The 16,732-nt window shown below is 68.2% G+C and carries 14 protein-coding genes and 1 pseudogene; 8 read left to right on the top strand and 7 right to left on the bottom strand.

What is annotated here, in order from left to right:
• Positions 1–72: 72 nt before the first annotated feature.
• On the bottom strand, positions 73–639 hold the full coding sequence (locus ACWCQK_RS39770; protein WP_451163803.1) for a hypothetical protein: 567 nt from the start codon (positions 637–639) through the stop codon (positions 73–75).
• 535 nt (positions 640–1,174) lie between these two features.
• Positions 1,175–2,062, bottom strand: a complete 888-nt coding sequence (locus ACWCQK_RS39765) for an SDR family oxidoreductase (protein ID WP_451163801.1) — start codon at positions 2,060–2,062, stop codon at positions 1,175–1,177.
• A gap of 63 nt (positions 2,063–2,125) precedes the next feature.
• On the opposite strand from ACWCQK_RS39765, the gene ACWCQK_RS39760 reads away from it, so the two are divergent.
• Positions 2,126–2,722 (top strand): TetR/AcrR family transcriptional regulator, encoded by a 597-nt coding sequence (locus tag ACWCQK_RS39760; RefSeq protein ID WP_451163799.1) that lies wholly within the window; start codon positions 2,126–2,128, stop codon positions 2,720–2,722.
• A gap of 842 nt (positions 2,723–3,564) precedes the next feature.
• Here the strand turns inward: ACWCQK_RS39760 and ACWCQK_RS39755 are convergent.
• Positions 3,565–5,964: a SpoIIE family protein phosphatase gene (locus ACWCQK_RS39755; protein ID WP_451163797.1), complete on the bottom strand. Its 2,400-nt coding sequence runs from the start codon at positions 5,962–5,964 to the stop codon at positions 3,565–3,567.
• 674 nt (positions 5,965–6,638) lie between these two features.
• On the bottom strand, positions 6,639–7,382 hold the full coding sequence (locus ACWCQK_RS39750) for a hypothetical protein (protein ID WP_451163795.1): 744 nt from the start codon (positions 7,380–7,382) through the stop codon (positions 6,639–6,641).
• Positions 7,383–7,707: 325 nt separating this feature from the next.
• On the opposite strand from ACWCQK_RS39750, the gene ACWCQK_RS39745 reads away from it, so the two are divergent.
• The 3 genes from ACWCQK_RS39745 to ACWCQK_RS39735 all read left to right on the top strand — a co-directional run bounded on the left by ACWCQK_RS39745 (position 7,708) and on the right by ACWCQK_RS39735 (position 11,133).
• Entirely contained in the window at positions 7,708–9,150 is a 1,443-nt protein-coding gene (locus ACWCQK_RS39745; RefSeq protein ID WP_451163793.1) for an NUDIX domain-containing protein, read from the top strand.
• A gap of 29 nt (positions 9,151–9,179) precedes the next feature.
• On the top strand, positions 9,180–10,379 hold the full coding sequence (locus ACWCQK_RS39740) for a bifunctional class I SAM-dependent methyltransferase/NUDIX hydrolase (protein ID WP_451163791.1): 1,200 nt from the start codon (positions 9,180–9,182) through the stop codon (positions 10,377–10,379).
• 505 nt (positions 10,380–10,884) lie between these two features.
• Positions 10,885–11,133, top strand: a complete 249-nt coding sequence (locus ACWCQK_RS39735; RefSeq protein WP_451163789.1) for a hypothetical protein — start codon at positions 10,885–10,887, stop codon at positions 11,131–11,133.
• A 49-nt stretch (positions 11,134–11,182) separates the two neighbouring features.
• On the opposite strand, the gene ACWCQK_RS39730 is transcribed toward ACWCQK_RS39735, so the two are convergent.
• Positions 11,183–11,365 carry a hypothetical protein gene (locus ACWCQK_RS39730; RefSeq protein WP_451163787.1) on the bottom strand — a complete coding sequence of 61 codons (183 nt, stop codon included), beginning with the start codon at positions 11,363–11,365 and terminating at the stop codon, positions 11,183–11,185.
• Positions 11,366–11,737: 372 nt separating this feature from the next.
• On the opposite strand from ACWCQK_RS39730, the gene ACWCQK_RS39725 reads away from it, so the two are divergent.
• Both ACWCQK_RS39725 and ACWCQK_RS39720 read left to right on the top strand, forming a co-directional pair.
• Entirely contained in the window at positions 11,738–12,526 is a 789-nt protein-coding gene (locus tag ACWCQK_RS39725; RefSeq protein WP_451163785.1) for a calcium-binding protein, read from the top strand.
• 973 nt (positions 12,527–13,499) lie between these two features.
• On the top strand, positions 13,500–14,384 hold the full coding sequence (locus ACWCQK_RS39720) for a hypothetical protein (RefSeq protein WP_451163783.1): 885 nt from the start codon (positions 13,500–13,502) through the stop codon (positions 14,382–14,384).
• A 788-nt stretch (positions 14,385–15,172) separates the two neighbouring features.
• Here ACWCQK_RS39720 and ACWCQK_RS39715 read toward each other — a convergent pair.
• Positions 15,173–15,385, bottom strand: coding sequence for a hypothetical protein (locus ACWCQK_RS39715; protein WP_451163781.1), 213 nt, complete (start codon positions 15,383–15,385; stop codon positions 15,173–15,175).
• Positions 15,367–15,780 carry a hypothetical protein gene (locus ACWCQK_RS39710; RefSeq protein WP_451163779.1) on the bottom strand — a complete coding sequence of 138 codons (414 nt, stop codon included), beginning with the start codon at positions 15,778–15,780 and terminating at the stop codon, positions 15,367–15,369. The genes ACWCQK_RS39715 and ACWCQK_RS39710 overlap by 19 nt, the downstream gene beginning before the upstream one ends.
• A gap of 70 nt (positions 15,781–15,850) precedes the next feature.
• On the opposite strand from ACWCQK_RS39710, the pseudogene ACWCQK_RS39705 reads away from it, so the two are divergent.
• Positions 15,851–16,228 (top strand): annotated as a pseudogene (locus ACWCQK_RS39705) (hypothetical protein); the annotation flags it as partial.
• A gap of 194 nt (positions 16,229–16,422) precedes the next feature.
• Positions 16,423–16,671 (top strand): hypothetical protein, encoded by a 249-nt coding sequence (locus ACWCQK_RS39700; RefSeq protein ID WP_451163777.1) that lies wholly within the window; start codon positions 16,423–16,425, stop codon positions 16,669–16,671.
• The last annotated feature ends 61 nt before the right edge of the window (positions 16,672–16,732 follow it).

The following is a 16,732-nucleotide window of genomic DNA, read 5'->3' as shown; positions in this document are numbered from 1 at the left end:
GCCGGCGTTGATGGCACAAGACCTCCCGGAGCGCCGCTCCGGAAGGCAGCCTGAGCCAGGAATCCCCTCCCTTCACGGAGGGGAGCAGTCAAAGAGGTCGCCCTGCCAGCGCCGCACTCCTTCAGAGTCGCCCGTCACGATCAACGAGGGCCCGCCGCGCAACGCCGCCAGGGTCACGGCGACCGCGTCTCCCACGTGTTCCAGCGGAGGGGTCAGGGGTGCGCCCGTGACCGGGTCCCACATATGCAGCCCGTTCACTCCCGCGCCGACCAGCAGAGCCCGGCCGCCACCAGTCAGCCTTCCGGCGACATCGTAGATGCGGTCCTTCCCGACCACGTCGGCCAGCAGTCGCCCACTCGCCCCATCCCACAGACAGAGCCCGCCCTCTTCACCCGCCGCAATACGCACCCGCCCGTCCGCGAGCACGAGCGCCTTCAAGTCGAACGTTTCGGTCGAAGCGTTCTCAGGGGCCTGGAATTCGCCCGTCGAACGGCCGGACTCGACATCCCACCGGGTCCGTCGCCCAGAGGCGGCGATCACCAGTTCCGCCCCACCTGCCGGTGAACCGTAAACCAACGGGAATGCCGGACCGTCGAAACCTGCGATCTCGATCCCGGAACCGACCCTTTTCGAACGCATCACATTCCCCATTGGTAGGGCGCGCGGTTCTCATCCAGCTCGAGCCCCGCAAGTGGGGCGGGCCAGTCAAGCACCAACGACTCCCCGTTCTTGCTCGAAAAAAGCAGGGGACTTGGAACCTCTCGCCAGCCGCAACAGCGCTCGTCTCGCGCTTGCCACCGTTCTACCGGCGTATGTCCCCGCCGACTTCACAGGCAACAGCGACGCTACCCGCTGGACAGGATCCGCCAGGGGGACTGACTTGACCACATCACGTTCCGCGCACAGATCTGACCGCTCCGCCGAGCGCTGGGCATGGTCCAGCGAACTGGCCCGCCGCCCCTGAGGCGCCTGCAGGCGACGTGCACGCCTTCCGCAGGCAATTGCCCTTCGACATCGCGCACTTGGACCGCAGCCTGCGCGTCCTGTGGGTACGCACGACGCCCCGGGCCGCTGAGCCTCCGTCGCCCACGAGCCCGGTACGTCCCGGAGGCGTGGGCCGGGGCGACGGCGGACTGAGGGCTGCGGCCAGGGGCGCAGATCGCGGGCGACGAGGTTACGGCTCCTGCGACCCCTGCGTGAACGCCGTGGCGTGGTCGGCGGCCCACTGGCGAAACGTTCGCGGCGCGGTCCCGAGGATGTCGGCCACCGCGGTGGTGATGTACGCGGGCCGTCCGACCGCCGCGCTCCACGCGGCGAGCAGCATGTCGACGACCGAGCTGGGCGCGGTGCCTTCCGACAGGCTCCGGAACTCGTCCGGCGTCATCTCCTCGAAGGCGATCCGGCGCCGGAGGGCGTCACCGATGACGTCCACCTGCGCGGCCTGGGTCAGTGACTCGGGGCCTGTGAGGACGTAGTCGCCTCCGGCGTATCCGTCCTGGTGGAGCGTCCGCGCCGCGACGGCTGCGACGTCGCGGTCGTCGACCGGTGCCGTCTGGGCAGCGCCGTAGGGCCACCGGACGATCTCGCCGGCCTGGATCGCGGGCGCCCACCAGGCCAGCGAGTTCGACGCGAGCATCCCCGGCCGGATGATCGTCGACTCGAGTCCGGTAGTCGCGATGAGCCGCTCGATGTCGGCGTGCAGCACTGCCATGGGATTGGGTTGCTGGAAGAAGGGGTGCGGCGTCTGGTGCGGGGAGGAGAGGAAGACGACTCGCCGCACGTGGGCTGCCAGCCGGTCGACGACGGCCGCGGCGGTCTGAGGCGGGGCGGTCCAGACGAGAAAGACCGCACCGGCGCCATCCAGTGCCGGGTCGAGCGACTCGGGCACGGTGAGGTCGCCGGTGAAGACCTCGACCTTCGCCGGCAGCGTAGCCGCCGCTTCGGAGCGATGGGTCAGGGCGCGGACCGGCACGCCCGCGTCGAGGAGGTGGTCGATGACGACGCGGCCGACCCGGCCTGTCGCGCCGGTGACGAGGACGGGAGGAATGTCTGTCTGGTTCACGCCGACCACGAAAACGTTACTCGGTTAAAAAAGCAACTCGGTCATGAATGTTACGGTGGTCAGATGACCGAGCCGACGGGACTGCGGGCCCGCAAGAAGGAACGCACGCGCGACGCGATCGGCGATGCGGCCGTCTCGCTGTTCCTGGAGCGCGGCTTCGACCGCGTCTCGGTCAACGACATCGCCGCGGCGGCCGAGATCTCCAAGCCGACCCTCTTCCGGTACTTCCCCACCAAGGAAGACCTGGTGCTGCACCGGTTTGCGGACCACCAGGGCGAGGCGGCACGCGTCGTACGTGACCGCGGGTCCGGCATCAAACCGGTGACGGCGCTGCACCGGCACTTCCGGGCCGGCCTCGATCGGTACGACCCCGTCACCGGCCTCAACGATCATCCCGAGGTGGTGGCGTTCCATCGGCTGGTGTTCACCACACCGAGCCTGGCGGGACGGCTCACGCGGTACCAGCTCGAGGATGAGGAGGCGCTGGCGGACGCCCTCGGCGAAGGCATCCAGGCACGCCTTCAAGCCGCCCAGGTACTCGCGGTCCAACGGGTGCTCGCCCGGACCAACTGGCAGAGGATCGCGGACGGCCGAACCGCTCACGACGTCCACCCCGAGGCCGTAGCCGACGCCGACCTGGCATTCAGCCAACTGCGGTAACAAGCCGCACTCGCAGTCGCAGAAGGCTCCGCAGCCTGGTGCACGCGCTGCCACCGGCCCGGTCAAGCCGCCGTCGCGCTGTTGCGATCGGTGCCGGCGCCCGCTGACCCTCGCCGGAGGCGACAACGGTCCAGGCTACGAAGGCTCCAGCGGTACGGCGACCGCAGTAGTGCGAGCAACGATCCCCCGGATGGCGGGAATTCCAGGTCGACAACCTCCCGCTTCCGGGCGAGTTCCGCATCGGAGCGGGCAATCTTCGCCTCGGCGTGCGTCAGGCTGCTCTGCAGTCCTTCGATCTCGCCAGGTCAACCCTCGCGTTCGGCTTCCAGGATGCACGCGAGGAGGTTGTCGCGGATCTCGACGAGGCGCGACCGTTCGGACACATGACGATCAGGACGGGGCAGCGGACACAAGCGTGCTCATGAGCATCATCAGTTCCGTATGCGCGCCCGCAGTCGCCCAAGGCGAACTTGCGGCGCTCAAAGTGGCCGAGAACCGCGTCCAGCCGATTCCCTGACGGCCAGCACGCCTCCCCACTACCGGAGTTGACCGCCCTCCCGGGGAACGCCCACCACGCAGCGCGATCACGGACAGACGTCGACGGCGCCGGACGGTTCGCCTGGTTGCCGAAAAGGCGGGGGCCAGCCGCTGCGGGACATGGGTATCCCTCACCGAGACCGCGATGTCGCCGGTGGGTGAGCTGTCTTCGCTCCCCTCGACGATCGTAGGAAGCGCACCCGCCGGCCCGGCGCACCTCTGCGGGCAGGCACACCGTCACGTCCGGGCCGTCAGCCTGCGGCATGCCTGATGCCCGTGATGGGCAGGCCGGATCCAGTTGCTCCTCAGCCGCGGGGGGCGAGGTCTTTCTCAGCCCAGATGACCTTGCCGCCTGGTATGGGGCGGGTGCCCCAGCGGCGGCACAGCTGGGAGACCAGGAAGAGACCGCGGCCGTTCTCGTCGACGGTGGCCGCGCACCGCAGATGCGGGATGGCGACGTCGTTGTCCGTCACTTCGACGGTCAGGACCTGGTGCCGGATCAGACGCAGACCGATCGGTCCGGTGCTGTGCCGTACGGCATTGCTGACCAGTTCGCTGACGATCAGCTTCGTGGAGTCCTCGAGACCTTCCAGACCCCATTCGGCCAGCTGTCCGGCTGCCAGATGCCGGGCGCGGCAGACAGCCGCGTCGTCGGAGGGCAGCGTCCAGGAGGCGACCTGGTCCGGGGTGAGCGCGCGGGTGCGGACCAGGAGCAGGCTGGCGTCGTCGCACTCTTCCTGGCCTTGGACCGGCTCCACGGCGCGGGTGCAGAGGTCTTCCAGGGAGTGGTGCGGTTCGGCGAGGACGGTGCCCAGGCGGTGCATTCCCTCCTCGATGTCGGCGTCGCGGGTCTCGACGAGTCCGTCGGTGTAGAGGGTGATGAGGCTTCCTTCGGGCAGTTCCATCTCGACGGCCTCGAAGGGGACTCCCAGCCCGATGCCGAGAGGGGTTCCGGTGGGGAGGTCGGGGAAGGTGACCTGGCCCTGCGGGTCGGCGATCGCGGGCGGGAGATGGCCTGCCGTCGCCATGGTGCACATGCGGGTCGCCGGGTCGTAGACGGCGTACAGGCAGGTGGCGCCGACAGCGGTGGACGCCGGGTCCGAGTCGTCGGTGTCCTCTTCAGTCAGACGTTGGACTGTGTCGTCGAGACGGGCCAGCAGCTCGTCGGGCGGCAGTTCCATGTGGGCGAGCGCGCGGACGGTGGAGCGGAACCCTGCCACGGCCGCGGCGGCGTTGATGCCGTGCCCGACCACGTCGCCGATGACGAGGGCCACCCGGGCACCGGACAGCGGGATCAGGTCGAACCAGTCGCCCCCGACGCCGCGGTCGAGGTCGGCGGGCAGGTAGCGGGAGGCCGCCTCGACCGCGACACCACCCTTGAGACTGCGGGGCAGCAGGTTGCGCTGGAGTGCGAAGGCCGCGTTGTGCTCGCGCGTGTACTGGCGTGCGTTGTCCAAGGACACTGCGGCGCGGCCGACGAGTGCCTCCGCCAGAAGCAGGTCGTCTTCCTGGAACGGCATCGGGTTGTCGGTACGGACGAACAGCGCCGTGCCGAGCAGAGTGCGCCGCACGCGGATGGGGACGACCATCACGGAGTGCATGCCGTACTCACGGACCGTGTGCGCCCGCTTGGCATCCCTGTCGATCCATGAGCCCGCTGCGATGGTGAATGACGGCTCCAGATAGGACCGCCCGGTGCGAAGGACCTCGAAGAAGGGGGCGTCAGCGGGCATGGGAACCGCCGAACCGCGCCGCCACGGGGCTTCCGGCGCCCCTGGGCGGATCGAGGCCAGACCGGCACGCCGCAGAGCGGGCAGGCGCCGGCCCACCGAGCCGACACGGACCGGGTCCCCCGACTGCTCCAGGTCCACCGTGACGAAGTCGGCGAACAGGGGCACGGCAAGGTCGGCCAGTTCCTGACCGGTCTGCATCACATCCAGGGTGCTGCCCAGGCGCTTGCCGACCTCCCCGATAGCGGCGAGTCGCTCACGCACCTGCCGGCTCTCCGTGACGTCGACGCTGACCGTGCATACCCCCAGCGCCCGGCCGTCCGCGCCCTGGAGACAGGAGAACGCAACCGCAAGCGGGTGCTCCCGCCCCCGGCTGGGTGCCAGCCAGGTCCGGTACTCGTGGACTCTGGACCTACCGCTCCGGGGAACCTGGCGCATCACGGCCTCCACCGCCTCGGCCTCGCCGCCGGGCCGCACATCGGTGGGTCGACATCCGATCCGCCGGTCCCGGGAGACGCCGTCGTGGATCTCCACCACGTCGTTCACCCAGACGCAGCGCAAATCCAGATCACGAATCACCAGGCCGATCGGCGCGCGGGCAAGGAGCGCCCCCCGCACCGACCCGCTCGCCACGTTCCCCGACGGCACGCCGATGTCGGTCACCGTCGCGAGCCACCGCACTGCTCCGTCCTGACCATGCAGAGGCGAGATCCGCAGGCTGACGTCGACCGCCCGGCCGTCCTGGTGGCGCACCTTCCAAGCGCCTGACCAGCCGCTACGGTCACGGCGCCGCTCGACGAAAGCCGACATCGTCGGCGCGTCACCCAGGGACGGCAGGAAAAGTCCTGCGGATCGGCCCACCACCTCGCCGGCGCAATACCCGACAAGCTGCTCGGCGGTCTGCGTCCAGGCGATCACGGTTCCCTGCTCGTCGAGGAAGGCGAACGCCGTTTCCCACACGTCAGACGTGTTCATCTGATTCCCGGACGGTGCGTGCTGTGCAGTGATCGTCATGGAACTGCTGCCCTCGGGTAGCTGGGAAAGGGGCGGGCAGCGCAGAAGAAGGGCGCCATTTGCCCGATATGCGTATTTGTCCGAGTGGGAGTCCGTTCTGTGACAGCGCCGCATCCTCAAAGCAGACGGCGAAGAGCGTCGAGCTGCCTCAAACACCGACTTCCGCCCACAGATACCCGCGACAAGCTCGCCCCCGCGGCATTCCAGGCATTCAACCTGCTCTGCTCCGGACTCCACGCAGAACCCGACCCGACGCCTCACGAACTACGACTCCCCTGTCAGCCCACAGCGCACCCGAGCCTGCAGACAGTCCCCACACCGACGTCACCATGGTGAGCAGGGTCCGCCATCGGGAAGCGGTCGAACTGGTACTCCAGCCGGACCTTTCGCATCTCTCCTCGCCAACGGCCCGGCGGTCGGGGGTATAACGGTGGTGAGGCAGGGATGAGACCGTATGGGGCCGGCCGTCCACCCAACGTGTGCCCGCGCCGTAGGCAAAGCCAGCGTCGGGCACGCTTGGCTACGGCGTCGCCACCGGGACCCCTTCACCGCGTGGTCGCGGCGTGCAGGAGGGCGGCGGGGTTCACTAGCCGGCAGACGACGGACCTCTCCACCGAACCACGTTCAGCTCATGACTACAGCTGCCGGACTCCCTGCCATCTGATCGCCGTCAGCATGCCGAGATCACCGTGGACGAGGCCTTTGTAGGTCACTGTCCGGTCAGGTCCCACCTCGTGGGCAAGCTGTCTCGCCAGTTCCTTCCCTTCGCGGAACAACCCGTCCCAGTCGCTGTCGTACTTGCCGTCCTCTCGAACCCGCAACTCCAAGTTCAGAGTGGTGTCGATGCTCTTCGCCCACGCGTACAGACCGGCGACGAGCTCGTCGGACAAGTCCAGCCCGGCGGCGGGGTCATCGGGGAGGAAGTCCCCGAATCCCTCGGAACGCAGCGGGCCGTACTGGAACTCGCCTTCGACCGACAGGTCGACCGGGTACGCCGGAATGACGTGGCCGTGGCGTTCCCAGTGCAGGCGGTCGCATTTCCAGCACACCCACTTCGCCGTCCGGTGTCGCTCGTCCCAGTACCGCACCGGCCACAACGGCCCGAGCTGCACGGCCAATCGTCGCGTGAGCACCAGGCCCTGCTTGACGTGCTTGCGCAGCTCCGGACGAGACATGAATCCCTCCGGCGGACGGGATGCCGCCCACGAGCGCAGCGCGTCCGCCAGGTCCGCGGGAAGGTTCAGTCGCTCGTCGTGCAGCGCAACGTTGCGGGTGAAGGCGTCGAGGTCGTCGTAGGCCTGGGGATCCTCCAGCTCGTACAGCGGAGACGTTTCGCCCCGGACCTGCACGATCAGGTCTCGCGATTCTTGCGAAGTCATACGGGATTTGCTCCGATCAAGAATCCGTAGTCACCCACTGATGGCCACCGCGTCCTGCGCGGGCGAAGCGCGGCCCGGTGGCCGGACGTCGGCCAGGTTAGCCCGGCTCTGCCTCACGCAGCACGGCGCGCATATGGCGGCGGCGTGCCCTGGGCCTTGCAGCTCCGGGCACGCCGCTGTGAGGGGGATACCGGTGGGGCTGTGGTCAGCAGCCCGTCCGGCGCCAGATGTTCAGGTCAGTGGCGGCCGCCACGGCGGTCTTGGCCCCAGGATTCGTCGTCGACGAAACGACCGTGATCATTGCACAGGGTCACGTGTCGTAGGAGTGCCCGCGTTTGCGAAGGTCGAGCGGCACCTGGCAGCGCCACACCCCTACCTGAACCGGGGAGATGAGGAGTTCATCTGCAGCATCGTGGCGCGCGCCGAAGACGTTCCGCCCCTGAACCATGTGCCGATACACGGAGACTTCCAGCTGTGCAATCTGCTGCTGGCCGAGAAGGACAGCCTCGTGGTGATCAACTTCGAACGCAGCGAGCCCGTCCCGGCCATACGCGGCCTGGTCCGCCTCTCGAACGCTTGGGCCACACAGCCCCGCCGCCTTCCTGTGCGGCTACGGCCGCGAACTCGCCCCCGCCGAAGAAGAATGCTTCGTCATAGACTTGACGCCCTCGCCGGGATCCAGCACGGCGCCACCCACGCCGATTCGGAGACACCGCAGCGCGGACACCGCGCCCTGGCCCGTTTGCGAGCCGAGGACGGCGGCCGAGGACCGGCCACCCCGAAGATCCCGTCACGGAGCAACCCCGGTTCAACCTCCACGGGCCACACACCGCAACGGCCCACACCACATCCATCGGAGGCGTGCGTGCCTGACGACACCCAGCAGCCGACCACACCCGTCCCGAGCACGGCGACCGGAGACGAACCGCAAGAGCATCACATGCATCTGCTTCCGCGGTACTACCGCCAAGTAGAAGCAGGCCGCAAGACAATCGAAGTGAGGGCGGCCACCCCGCAGAAGCGCGCCGTCGCAGTCGGCGACACCATCGTCTTCCACGACCGCGACACCGGCCGCGAACTCGACATCATCGTGCAGCGGATCACCCGATACCCCTCCTTCGATGACCTGCTCAGCTCTGAGGACCCCGCGCGCATCGACCCGGACGGGCCGCTCGAGGAGTTGCTCGCCACCCTCCGCAGCATCTACCCGCCCGCCAAGGAAGCCCTCGGCGTCCTCGCCCTCGAATTCGACCACCGCCCTGCCCGGCCCGGCCGCCGCATGCCGATGACGCCCACGCAATACGCACGGACCGTCCCCCACCACACGGTGTACGGCTGCCTGTACATCCGCGACGAAAGCGACCGCCCGATCCAACTGCGCTCGGTCTACGGCTCCCGCCTCTGGCACTTTCCGGGCGGCAACCTGGACGTCCCCGGCGAGGACCCGCTGCAGACCGCCCGCCGCGAAACGGTCGAAGAGACCAGCCTCAACCTCGGACAGGACACCCCCACGCTCCTCCTGACGCACTTCCTGCACGCCGGACCCCACCTGCCGCTGAACAAGGTTGGGCTCATCTTCGACGGAGGCCGGCTGACCGCGGAACACCTCGCCCGGATTCGCCTCGACCCCGCCGAACACGACATGTGGGCCGTCCACGACCTCACCAACTGGCAGAAACTGATGACACCGCGTGCCTTCGCCCGTCTCGACGCCATCGAGCAGGCCCGCCGCGGCGATGGCCCCGCCTACCTCATCACGCGCACCTGATCCCCAACACGTCCACCCAGGAGGCAACCGTGCCCGCCGAGGACACCAACACCCGGGCCTGGCAGATCTACGGCCAGCGCCAACTGGCCCGCGCCTACACCCCGCCCGTTCCCAACCAGCTCGCCTGGACACCCTGGGAAGGAATCGGACCGGGAGCTGAAATCCTCGGTGCCGTCACTGGCCGTCGCGTCCTGGACATCGGCTCCGGAGCCGGCCACCACGCCGTCCATCTCGCCCAAGCGCACGGCGCCCGCGTCACCGCGATCGAGCTGTCCCCCACCCAGCACGAACGCGCCATCTCCACGCACACGGACCGTGAAGGCGTGCACTTCGTCCACGCAGACGTGACCGCATACCTGGACGGAGCCGAGCCGTTCGACGCCGCGTACGCGATCGGGACGCTCGCATTCATCGACCCGCACCGCTCGCTGCCCGCACTGCGCGACGGACTGCGTCCCGGCGCCCCCCTGGTCCTCTCGCTCCTGCACACCGACCTGCACGGCCGCGGCCCGAGCACGGAGGTCGCGCCGCGCGAGCAGATGATCCTGCTGCGCGACGACCCGCCCCTGCCGACCCAGATGTGGGTGCTGGCACCGCAGCTGTGGGACGACCTGCTCACCGAATACGGCTTCCACGTCGAAGCCATCGACCTGTACACGCATCCCGACAAGGGCGCCACGGTGATCCAGCAGCTCATCCGCGCCCGGCGCCTGCCCGACCGGCCGGCGCGAGTCTCCAGCCGACCCCGCAGCACCAGAGCGCCGGCACCGCACGCAACCGTCGGCGTCGGCGCGATCCTACTGAGCGAACAGGGCATTCTGCTGGGCCGACACCGCCTCGGCACCCTCGAACTGCCCGGCGGGAGGGTGGAGGTTGGGGAGTCCTTCGAGGACGCGGTGATCCGCGAACTCGCCGAGGAGACCGGCCTCGTCGCTCGGACCGGTGACATCGGGCTCCTGGGCACACTCGTCGATCACGTCGAAGGTGTCCTGCGGGTCACCGTCGGCGCGCTCGTCCACGCCTGGCGGGGGCAGCCAGCCACACAGCCGGACGAGAGCGTCGGCGACTGGGCGTGGCACCCCCTCGATCGGCTTCCCGACGGCCTGTTCGTGTGCAGCGCTCAGATCCTCACCGCATGGCGGCCCGACCTGCCCATCGACCACGCGTCGGCCGACTTCACGCGTTTCGCATCCGGACCGGCGGCCACGCCGGTCAACGGCCCGGCCTGACCGCCGGCACCGACGTATCTCTGTCGCGCCGTCTCAGCTTTTCCCTTCGAAACACACGCAGTTGAAGATCGTGCTCGTGTCCGACCCGCAGCTCGCCGCCAGCCTTGTCCAGGATGGCGGCGTGGAACGCGTGGGCCTTGACCCCTGATCGCAGCGGCATGCCACCGCACATCGCACAGATCATCTGCGGCCACAAGGACATCAACACGACGCTGGGCCACAACTCGATCTGTCCCGACAACGCGTGCGAAGCCCACCGAGCGTTCATCGTTCACGGACGGGCCCTACGACCTGCTGAGGAGTACCGGACGCCCACCGCTGAGGAAGGGGGCCAGTTCCTTGCCCACTTGGAGAAGCGGAAGCGCCCGGTTGGCACCTGCGGACATGCGTTTCGGCACTCAGCGCATTCATGAACATGCCGGACTTCGTTGCCCTCTCCTCAGGCCTGAGCCCTCACAGCGGCACCGTTTGATCGAGATCCGTGACAACCTCATCAGCCCCCGTCTTGGAAGCCGAGCAGGAAGGGTGGCTCGGTGAGATCGATGGACTCCAGGTCGGCCTCACCGGGGCGGAGGGCAAGAGCGCACAGCTCGACGCCGAGGAAGCCAGGCGGAGCATGACGGTCAACCTCGGCATGCCGGCCTTCCCTGATCGTGATCAGGAAATGATGCTGTCCGCGGAGAGCACGGGTTCCGCCCAAGCGGCGAAGCCGAAGATCGGCCGCTGGGTGAGGCTTCCTCCGCTGTCGTCGTAGAGCGTCCGACGCGCCCTCCGGCCCTGGCGCACCAGGTATCGCAGGCCCTCTACGTCGACCATCCGCACTCACCGGCGTGCAGGTCGACGGAGGAGTCGTCGATGCGGCTGACAACCAGACCGGCCTTGGCCGCGAGGTGCATCCACACGTGGATAGCTCGCTCGGGGTGCTCCGCGGAGAAGCCCGTCCCCACTCTCGCGATGATCTGCACCGAGTCAGGTCGCTCGTCCATGGCGGTCATAGCCCCTCTCGTCGACAGGCGATCATGGCAGTGCCCTCACCCAACCGACTCGTTGGGTCTCCGGCAGGACGGCGGGGCAGCTTCGAGTTCAGAGAAGGGTCGGGGTAGAGCTTCGTCGTCAACCGGCCGCCGCAGCCGCCGAGCAACAGCCCGCACCAAACGGTGTCGTGCTCGTGGCGGCGCCGGAATTCGCCCTGCTCGGGGCGGAAGTTGGCAGTCAGTACGGGGTTTCGCCAACCCAAGGCGACGGCCAGGTTAAGAGATCGGCCCTTTCCTGTACGGGTGTACAACCCTCCGGGCACCGCCTGTGTCTGAGGCGGGTGAAGTGATCACCCGATTCATCGAGCGTGGAGACACCACATCATGCGCAGACGCGTCACTGCTGCCGCCGCCACCGCCGCTGCCTTCAGCGCCGTCCTGGCTGCAGCGGCTTTCGCGGTCCCGGCTGCCGGGGCCGACCAGAACTCGGACACGGAGTTCTGGAACTTCGATGTCAACCAGGTCCGCGACCACACCGTCGGCGTCGACGCCGCACGGAAGCGGGTCTTCATGGTCGGCGCGACGGTCACCGACCCGTCCGGCGTCCAGAGCGTGTCGTTCGAGCTGCGGCACGGAGAGGACCCGGCGAAGGCCGACGGGCTCATGGTCGGACGCGCCCACTGCGTGAAGCTCAACGCGACCACCTCCGAGTGCGCGGCCCTCCTGACGGCCGACCCGAACGTCAACCTCCGCAGCAACTCCCTCGCCGGCCTCTGGTTCGCGACCCCCGTGGCCGTCGACGGCGACGGCAACACCACTCGCGAGGACGGCCCCTACCTCGCCTACCTCAAGCGCAACACCTACATGTCCCAGACCGTCGCCTCCCCGCAGCCGGTGAAGAAGGGCAAGAGCCTCACGGTCAAGGCCCAGATGACCGTCGCCAGCTGGGACAAGCACAAGAACGTGCCCCTCGCCGGGCACCAGGTGCTGCTCCAGTACCGCAAGGGCACGACCGGCCCCTTCGTCACCCTGAAGAAGATCAAGACCGACCGCAACGGCTGGGCCACGGCCACCGTGAAGGCGACGGCGGACGGCGCGTACCGCTACGACTTCGCTGGCACAAAGCTCACGCTGGCCGCGGCCGGCTCGGCCGACTTCGTCGACGTGAAGTAGGCCCGGCCCGGTGAAGTGACCGTCGCCCGTGCCTGCAGCACCCAGCAGCCACGGGCGACGGCATTTCACCTGGTACTTCCTGGACGCCGAGACGGCCGACGCCCACGTGATCGGATCAGCGTCCTTCACGAACGTACCAGCCGCGAGCTCCAAGCTGTTCTCGACGGACCTTGGCCTGGACTCCTCCGGGCGGGACGCTGACCTGCACGGACACCGTCCGGACGGCGTCAGTCCGGTCCGTCACCGGCAATCATCGCCTCAACCAGTGGCCAGGCAGCGACCGCAGCACGCAGCACCGCGAAAGGCGATCTCGCACGTCTCGCGGTCCTGGCCTCGGGGCTCCTCGTGAAACGCTCCGACCGCCCCGGGCACGCGGCCGGCGAGGCCCGTCGAGCATTGCCCTCCGCGCATCCTTCCCGCGCAGGGCTGGGTACCCACCTCTTCGTACCGACGATGCGCAAGGCAAGTTCGGCGATCTATTCGTGACTCGCGACGACCCGCTTGCCGCCCTCGCAGCCGCCGAAAACGTCACCGCAACAGCATGCGGAAAGCGGGTCAACGCTGGGCATGCCAAGGACGCGTGGCGGCCGGACGCTCGGCAGACAGTTCACCAGTTGGACGTCCTTGGCCCGCGCCGCCGCCCAGATCCTGACGATCATCCGGCACCACAAAAAACTGCGGCCAGCACCCCGAAAACGCCCAGGGCCTATCGCCGCCTCAGTCGGCCTGGGGAATCTTCGACAAGCCCCGCGCGCGTCTTTGGCCACCTCACCCGCGCGGAGAGAGCGCGGCTTCTTTCCGACGGACAGAATGCCGTCGAGGTTCCCGCAGCAGCCGTCTACGCTTTCGGCATGCAGCGCAGCGACGTCACGCGGGTCGACGGCACGTGGGCGGGTCTGTCCCTGGACGTACACGACCGCCGCCAGCCAGGGCTGTGCGTGTTCACCGCCGGTGCGCAACTGCTGGTCTCCAAATGTCTCAGCCCGTACTGCTCGCCGTCGTCGAAGACCAGAACGGGGGCGTGGACTTCTGGCGCACCGACGAGTACCGCTCCCTCATCCCGCCGCTGCGGGCCGATGCCGCCCGCGCCCTGGCGGGCAGCCCGCAACGGTGGGCCCACCGCTTTGCGCGGTACCTCATCGACGCGCCAGGCAGCCCGATGCACGAGGGCCGGTGGCTGCTCTCGAACGAGAGCCCGCTCTGGCGCTGGCGCCACGCCGATACCTCGCACGCCGAGTACTGGGGCTCGATGCTCGTCGACGCCCATCCAAAGGGCTACATCGACTGGTTCCTCCATTCTCATTCGTGGGAGGTCCTGCCGTTGCGGCCGATGCCCGATGCCGACGACAGCCGGGTCAAGGCGTACCGCAAGCAAGTACGTGAAGGAACACTCCCACCCGTCCTGTTGTGGTGGGTCAGTGGCCTGGACTGTCATCTGATCCTGGACGGTCACGCGCGCTACGCCGCGGCAGTCGCCGAATCCGTCGAGCCTCCGCTGCTGCAGCTCCACCGCACGGTCCCACGCGATGACCTGGCCACGCGCACCGAGGAAGCCGTCGGCTTCTACGAGGACGAACTGGCACGCTTCGCCGAACTCCGCGCCATCCACGGCCCCTCCGTCCCAGACGGCGCCGCCACCGCCGGCCCGCAACTCATCCGCCTCCTCCACGACCTCAACACCGCGCAACAGCCGACCTGGGCCTGGCCCCTGCCCGGCGGGGAAAAGCAGTGGCACCGCATCGCGCGCAAGGTGGCAGGCAGCCAGAACCTGGCCCTGCTACCTCACTCCCGCCAATCCCTCGCGCCGGCCATGGCCTCCGGGCGCACCGCCGCACCGTCAGGTGGCGCGCCGCGATGAGAGCCATCTTTTCCCAGACGCGCGCTATCGCGCGCAGGCAGGCTGCCCGCAGCAGGCGTCCACGCCCCAGCTGCTCCGCCCCGCACCAGAAGCCGGCTGACTACTGGGGCCGCGCTTTGCGGCGGTGCCCGTCCGTCGGTTCTGTCCGGCCGATCTTGTAGTGTGGGAAGGGCCATCCATGGACTGCATCCGAAGGGGCCGTGCCGCGTAGAACACCAGCTTCACTTCGGTCACGGGAACGCGGCTGGGGAAGACCCTGGGTGCGGTATCGCGATGTCCCAAATCTGTCGGGAGCGGCGAATGCCGCCGTCCGTGTGCTCGAACGCGAGCGATTGTCCCCAGGCATCGTGGCAGTGGCGCTGAGCGTGTGGTCCGTGCGTGTCCATGGCACCAACCGCCGGTGGAGGCAGGGCGAGGCTGAGTTCACCTGCCCGTGCTGCGGCCAGGGGTGGGCCCGCGACAAGCTGCAAGACGCTCTGTTCATGCTTCCGTCAAGGGCCGCCGGCGAACTCTGGGTCCAGGTGGAGCGCCTGGACGTGGTGCTCCTCAGGCGGACGCATCACGAGCCGGTGGCGGACCCGGAGCTGGCGTGGTGGCATCGTAGGTGCTGACCGCGCCTATTCCGCCCAGTGACTCGTTGGCTCTTGTACGACTGGTCCGGGGGATCTGACAGCGCCGAAGTGGCGACGTCCGGAGCCGCTTCACGACGCCGAGCGGACGCGCTCGAGTCGTCGGCTGGATCGAAGACCCGGCCGGCTGCGGCCAGCCACACCGTGCGAAGGTCCTCCTCACAACGAAGCGTCCAGTAGACGACGGGCGTCCTCCCCCAGTTCCACGGCCTCCTCGCCGTCGGACCCGTCCGCCGACCGGGCCACGACTGCGAGCGCGGCCAGAAGGCCGACGGCGGGACGGTTCGGGGAGCACAACTGCTCCGTGAGACCGGTGAGCCCGAAATCACCGGAGTAGCCCCGTTCGACATACGTCAGAGCTTTCTGTGGCATCGCTCATGTCTACACGGTTCGTGCTCTACCTGGGATATGCGGTCTCGACGACGATGCCGTACCGGCCGTTGCCGGTGTGGGCCCTCACCCTCACCAAGATCACCGCAGCCATTCTCTACCGGCGTCCCGGGCGGGACGTACCGCTTGCCCAGGGACGGACAGGAACTCCACGATCCGGTGATCGCCGGGCACTGCTCATCATCTCTGGCCTTGGTCGCCCAGTCCTGGAACTCTTTCCAGTTCGCCCTGTCGAAGACCTTATGGCCGCTCACGGTCTGCTTGGCGAAGTAGCCACCCACCACCCGGTCCACAGCCTGCTGGGCGATCTCCAGGTTGAACCAGACGGTATTGGACTTGCCCGTTGCAGCTGCGAGGGTGTCCACGTCGTTCGTCACAAAACGATCTTGGACACTCTCGTTCTCGTCGCCGCAGGCATCCCTTGGACCACACCACCAGGAGGAACCAATGTCGTACCCGCAACTGCTCACCCCCGAGGAGAAACTCGCCGAAGCGAAGAAGCTGCTGAGCCTCCCCCGTATCGTCGTGATCTGCGGCTCCACCCGCTTCATGACCGAGATGAACGAGACCGAACTGCGGGAGACCACAGCCGGAAAGATTGTCGTCAAACCGGGCTGTGACATGAAGTCCCCGCACGAACTCTGGTCCGATCCTGTCGAGGCCAAGGCGCTGAAAATTCGACTCGACGCTCTGCACCGGGCGAAGATCCGGCTCGCCGATGAGGTGCTCGTAGTCGGCGACTACATCGGAGACAGCACCCGAGCCGAAATCGCCTACGCCCGGTCGCTGGGCAAGCCGGTGCGATTCACGCACCCAGAAGTCGACCGTGAACCTCAGCCGACAACAGTCAGCCACGACGACGGGGGCGCCGACCGACCACGCATGCTTATGCCCCGCTCCGCCCCCACGGGCCTCGGCCACGCCGTCGGTGCCGTCGACCAGAGCAAGCCGTGACGGCTGGCCCGTGACTGCAGGGCCCTCAGCGTGTTGCGGCCAAGGGGCTCGCATACCTTCACGTCATGGACTTCAACATGACCGCAGGGGAGGAAGCCGTCGTGTTCCACGTGGCGAGCCTCGTCCAGGACGGCCTCTCACCCACGGATGACGACTTGGCGGAGGAGCTGGGTGAAGAGGTTCGCCCAGTGCTGCAATCACTCCTGGGCAAAGGTTGGCTTGTGGTTGACGAGGATCGCGAGCTGGCCTTGTCCACGATCGCGCGGCATGTCGTGTCCAGCCGGAAGATTTCAAGTCCAGTGAGACGGTCGTGACGCTATGAGGTTTGTGGTGTGGGGTCCTTGCGCTTGGCTGGGTCGTTGATCCATGCCCGCT

The sequence above is a fragment of the Streptomyces sp. NPDC002306 genome (genome assembly GCF_053593435.1).
The sequence above is the reverse complement of the archived record's forward strand: the minus strand, read 5'-3'. Positions and strand labels throughout refer to the sequence as shown.

Excerpts from the sequence above, each read along its gene's own strand:
- ACWCQK_RS39755 (WP_451163797.1), bottom strand. The coding sequence starts at position 5,964 with ATGAACACGTCTGACGTGTGGGAAACGGCGTTCGCCTTCCTCGACGAG.
- ACWCQK_RS39715 (WP_451163781.1), bottom strand. The coding sequence starts at position 15,385 with ATGCCACAGAAAGCTCTGACGTATGTCGAACGGGGCTACTCCGGTGAT.
- ACWCQK_RS39770 (WP_451163803.1), bottom strand. The coding sequence starts at position 639 with ATGCGTTCGAAAAGGGTCGGTTCCGGGATCGAGATCGCAGGTTTCGAC.
- ACWCQK_RS39700 (WP_451163777.1), top strand. The coding sequence starts at position 16,423 with ATGGACTTCAACATGACCGCAGGGGAGGAAGCCGTCGTGTTCCACGTG.
- ACWCQK_RS39760 (WP_451163799.1), top strand. The coding sequence starts at position 2,126 with ATGACCGAGCCGACGGGACTGCGGGCCCGCAAGAAGGAACGCACGCGC.
- ACWCQK_RS39725 (WP_451163785.1), top strand. The coding sequence starts at position 11,738 with ATGCGCAGACGCGTCACTGCTGCCGCCGCCACCGCCGCTGCCTTCAGC.
- ACWCQK_RS39720 (WP_451163783.1), top strand. The coding sequence starts at position 13,500 with ATGTCTCAGCCCGTACTGCTCGCCGTCGTCGAAGACCAGAACGGGGGC.
- ACWCQK_RS39750 (WP_451163795.1), bottom strand. The coding sequence starts at position 7,382 with ATGACTTCGCAAGAATCGCGAGACCTGATCGTGCAGGTCCGGGGCGAA.
- ACWCQK_RS39730 (WP_451163787.1), bottom strand. The coding sequence starts at position 11,365 with ATGGACGAGCGACCTGACTCGGTGCAGATCATCGCGAGAGTGGGGACG.